3 protein-coding genes are annotated in these 4,834 nt (G+C 44.4%); all 3 read right to left on the bottom strand.

Annotation, left to right across the window (positions count from 1 at the left end):
* Positions 1 to 51: 51 nt before the first annotated feature.
* Positions 52 to 2,163, bottom strand: coding sequence for a caspase family protein (locus tag H6S82_RS18530; protein WP_190473673.1), 2,112 nt, complete (start codon positions 2,161 to 2,163; stop codon positions 52 to 54).
* Positions 2,164 to 2,258: 95 nt separating this feature from the next.
* The gene (locus H6S82_RS18525; RefSeq protein WP_190473671.1) at positions 2,259 to 3,026 is read right to left on the bottom strand and encodes a tetratricopeptide repeat protein; all 768 of its coding nucleotides are present in this window, start codon (positions 3,024 to 3,026) and stop codon (positions 2,259 to 2,261) included.
* 81 nt (positions 3,027 to 3,107) lie between these two features.
* Positions 3,108 to 4,834, bottom strand: a 1,727-nt coding sequence (locus H6S82_RS18520) for a CHAT domain-containing protein (RefSeq protein ID WP_191056526.1), incomplete at its 5' end; no start/stop codon positions are given.

The raw sequence follows: 4,834 nt of genomic DNA, 5'->3' as shown, positions 1-4,834 counted from the left end.
CCTGCAAGTGCCTTAACAAAAGTTCATACAGTGTCGATTACTTTTGTCCGACTACTTACCGCGAGTGCCTTCATTTAAATCGTCGAGCAAATTATCGATCGCCTCTGTGGGTTGGTTGAGCGCGATCGGCCCTCTGTCCAGCTGTCCTTGGGATGCGATCGAGCGTAAGGCAGAAAGTGCTTTTCGCAAAGGAGCTTTACTGGCAATAATCAGAATTTCCGTTACTCCTTTGGGCTTTTGGGTAACCAACGAGAAATTATCTTTACTGGGGTCGGGTAGCAGTAGCGTTTGACCTGAATTAAGCTGCATAATATCGTCTGTTGCTGTCCAATTGTTGGGAAACAGAACCGACATTTCACCTGCGGAGTCAATTGCCAGCACGCTGACATAAATTTTAGTTGCCTCGTTGTTGGTGATGCGAAACTGAACCGATGTTCCCAGAGGTAATTGACGAGAATTGGCGGGTATAGAAGGAGTTGCAGAATTTTGGGAAGGTCGATTTGAGGGAATGGCAGAAGACGCGATCCCGCGCACGGTAAAGGTGCTGGCAAGCATTTCATTTTGACCTTCTCGATTCATCGAGGCGGTTACATTCAGCCGCGATGAATTGGTGTTGAGGGCAAGTTTGACAATGTGAGATGCGAGGAGAGATTTTAGCTTTGACTGCAAACGATTTAGGGCATCGGCTACACTTTCGCCAGCTGCACCAAACGAACTGGGAATTACATCGAGTCCGGCAGAAAACAAACCTATACTATTAATATTGGGAATATCTGTTACTTGTTTTTGCTGCAATTCTTGACGGTAGGCTTGGGTGATGCGCCCCAAAATGTAATGTACTTCTCCTTGTTGCAGGGGTACGATTTCAATGCGCTTATTAGCTTGTAAGATTTGTGTTGCTGCGGCGGCGTCATTACCCAAAGATGAATCGAGAGCGATGCGTAAAGAAACGTTGGTGGGAATACCGCGCACATTTTCTTGCAGGAGGGTTCCCGATTGTGCAGTTCCGATTAGTTTGCCTTGTCCGATCAATCCGTTGCGCGATTCTAATTGTACTTGACCTTTGTAACGGTTTTGCGGGTCTAGGATCGCAAAAACAGCATTGCGATCGAACGCTGCTAAACTTTGGGGGTTAAGTCCTCCTAACCAGATTTGCACTCGCTCTCTTTCTACTTTGAGGATGACTGCTTCTGCTGGTGGTGTTTGTTCTTTGATAAAGTAAACTGGTTGACGATCGTTATCGCTTCCTGGCTTAATTTCGTATTCTGGTTTTTGTTCTTGAGAAGATAGCTGGGTGGTAGTGCGAGCAACATTGGGGATAACTTTAGCAAAGGTTTCGCTACCAGTTTGTTGCCAAAGATATTGGGTCATCACATAAGTAAAAGCGCCAGCATGAAAATCACTAAAAGGTGCGTCGGCGGCTAGTTCGTTACGTCTGGCAGAAGCGATTGCTACTCCTTTGGCAACACCTTTGCGACGTTGTTCGATAAAGTCTGAGGGCGAAAGATTCAACCGTTTCAGCCATTGCTCTTGGTATTCTTTTTCCGCCGAAATTGCTTGTAATTGAGAACCTCCTGCGCGGGAACGCACGCGGTAGTTACCGCGTGTCGCTCCTCCAGAGTGACAGCTATCCAGCACAACAGTGAGATTTTCTGTTTGGATTGCTTTCATCAGCAAAAATAGGGTGTGTCCCATGATATCCTGAACTACATTATTTTGAGAAGTTTGGGAGTAATCTACTGGGACAAGAGTGCTGTTAAGATTGTCAGGGGTATCCTTATCGGGATCTTTTACTCTCGATCCGTGTCCGGAGAAATGAAATACAACTACATCTCCTGGCTTTGCTTGTTTAATTAAATGTTCTTCAAATGCTGATAATATATTTGCTCTAGTGCCTTGGTTATCGGTAACGGTGAGGATGTCTTTGGAGTTAAAACCAAAGCGGTTAATTAGTAGCTCTTTTTGTAAATTAACATCCGTGACGCAGCCCAACAAAGGTTGGTCTTGATAAGTGTTAATTCCGATTAATAAAGCTAGTTTGCGCGGTGTGCTTTGCGCGATCGCACTAGCGTAACGAAGCGCTCTTTGCTGGACATCTAGTTGGCTGAAACCGAGCGTTGCTAGAACAGAGCCTGAAAATTGCAAAAAATGACGGCGCTTCATAAATTTTTGAGTGGTGTAGGGGCGACCCTTGCGATCGCTTGTATTTGAGTTTGGAGTTTAAGAGATTTAGCATTTAGCACCCTGAAATTTTTGTTCTAAAGACCGGGTAGCGTTACATTGTAGGTTCCGGCTGGAAAATTAGGTGTGGGAGATGCACAAGCAATGTACAAATTGTTTACCAAGATAATGGTAACCGGATTTGTACTGCAAGAAATTGGATTTAAAGCTTGACTGGTGAAAAAAGCGGAAATTTTGCTTGTCACAGGTACTGGTACTATTTGGTTGCGGTTTTGGGAGACTAAAACCCAAGGCAGTTGATTGAAATTATTTTTATTATCGTTACCAATGATATTAGTGTTATTTAGATTGTAATTTGTTAAATTTGGGGTAGATTGATTGGAGTTAAAATCTGGTGTTTGAGGAAAAATTGCCGGGGGTGAATTGAGTAAATTTAACTTAGATTGGGCGTTCAGTTCGCGATTGCGATCGCCAATATTTCTGTAAATTTCTAAAGCTTGCTGGTAGTAGTTTCGCGCCATCTCTACCCGGTTTGCTCTGTCGTAAATATCGCCGATTTTAATCATGGTGTCGGCTTCGCCACTCCTATCACTCAGCTGCCTGCGAATGGCAAGCACTTGCTGAAAGGTTTCCAATGCTTTTTGCCATTGCCCTTGACGTAAAATTTCATCTCCCTGAACGAACAGCTTATCTGCGTTCGCTCTTAGTAATGCTCTTTGTTGTTCGGTCGTTGGTGCCTGTGCTTGCGCGTCCAAACTTCCTAGATTATAGCCCGGTAGTGGCACGTTGAAGTTGGGAGACAGAAGCAGAAGTATTGTGACTGGGATGAGGTGACGGCGGAACATTGGCGCACCTAATTACAAATAGAAGATAGGTTTTTTGAGGCAACGAACGTATTTCAATTTTAGCTAATAACTGAAAACTGATTAAAGTCCGTTGCCAATAAGTATGAATGATGACCAGTAGTAGGGATGGTTAAGGCGATCGCTTATTTGCGGTGGTAGGCTGTTGCGTGTGCGCCCTTGGATGCCGATGCCGCGCTGTTGCCCTACTGCTGAGTAATTGCGCCTAATTAATTCTATTTGTGCTTGCCGCAAAGCTTCGGCTTTAGTGATGTTTGTCTTGGTTCCCACGCTTCTGCTTAAGGATAACGCAGTATAAAAAGCATCCATTAATGCCTGCGTACCGCCATCGGAAACTGACCACAAGGAGGCGATCGCAGCTTTTGCCCCAGCTTCTTGAATTAAATAACCAAAACCGAGAATTTCTTCGCCGTTACCCAATTTACCGCCTATGCCGGTTTCGCAGGCACTCAGCACCACTAAATCTACATTAGTTAGTCGCCAGTTTTCCACATCTGGCAAAGTGACGCGATCGCCATTTCCAAATAATATAAATGAATCATCCGGTTGTCCGACTACAAACGCCGCGTGAGTCGCCAAATGAACGATATTGTAATCGTTGAGACGGGGAACGGTGGCGTTGCGAGTGAATTCGCCATCTAGCAATTTAAGAGAGTTGGGAAAAATCGTGACTAAATTGTCTACTTCGCGGGCAGCAAAAGGCAATCCAGCGAAGAAAAATTCGCGATCGCCAATACGAAATGTGTAGCTACCTTTGGTAAAACCAGCCGCTAAAACTTGCGGTTTATCTGGCGGTTGCGTGTTGAAATCTGTGAGGCTATCAGCAGTAATATAATTGATGCGAAAATGCTCCACCAACCATTGTTTGCCATCGTGCAAAGCTGCTAGAGGAATGTAGCGCAACTGTTCGTCAGGAGCATAAATAAGTGTTTGCACTTCGGCTTGAATTAGGTCATTTTCCAAAGGTTTGATTAACCATTTGTATAGCTTTTGGGCAGAAATTTTCGCATCGGATTCGGGATTTTGCAAAGCGCTGCGAAATTCCACAATTGCCCGGTTGAGTTCTGAACGTTCGACACTAACAGTACGACGGATAGGCGGGCTATCGGCTGTGGTGAGAATTAATTCTAAGCGGTCTTCTAAAATTAAAGGATAAAGTAATACTGCTCCTTGTCCCAAGCGCTGCAAATTGTCTTGAATATTTTTCAGCCGCCGCAAACTGATACTTCCATCTCTCACAATTGGGCTTTGTGCTGCTATTAAAGCTTGCACTTCCGGACTGCGGATGAAGGCGTTAAATTCAGCTGCGATCGCTTCTTGCGCTTTGACAATTTCGGCGATGCGCGTAGCTTGAGCGGGTGTGCGATTTGCTTCGGGAATTTTTCGTAATTCGGCAAGTTCTTTTCCCAATTGAATAGCTCTATTTTGAATAGCAGCATAGTCGGCGTTAACTTTCTGTTCTTGGGGTAGTAATTCTACACCCTGAGATGTTTGTTCGTTACCTCTCACATTACCAAGATAATCATTCAATTCTTGAACTTTTAGTAAATCGATGACTTGTTGTGCTTCTAATATACGATTTTGTTTGAGCAAGAGATCGGCTAAAGAGCGATAAGTATCTGCTACGGTTTTTGTATAGGATTCCTGTTGTTCGCGGGGGAGCGATCGCAAGTTTTTACGGATTGCTTCCGTGACATTGACTGATTGCTTATAAAAAACAATTGCTAACTCTGGCTGGTTTTGGCTTTCTAAGGCAGACGCAATGTTGCTGAGCGTAACCCTTTCCAATC

Origin of the sequence: Planktothrix sp. FACHB-1355 (assembly GCF_014748295.1) — a bacterium.
Classification (GTDB): domain Bacteria; phylum Cyanobacteriota; class Cyanobacteriia; order Cyanobacteriales; family Aerosakkonemataceae; genus Aerosakkonema; species Aerosakkonema funiforme_A.
The sequence above is the reverse complement of the archived record's forward strand: the minus strand, read 5'-3'. Positions and strand labels throughout refer to the sequence as shown.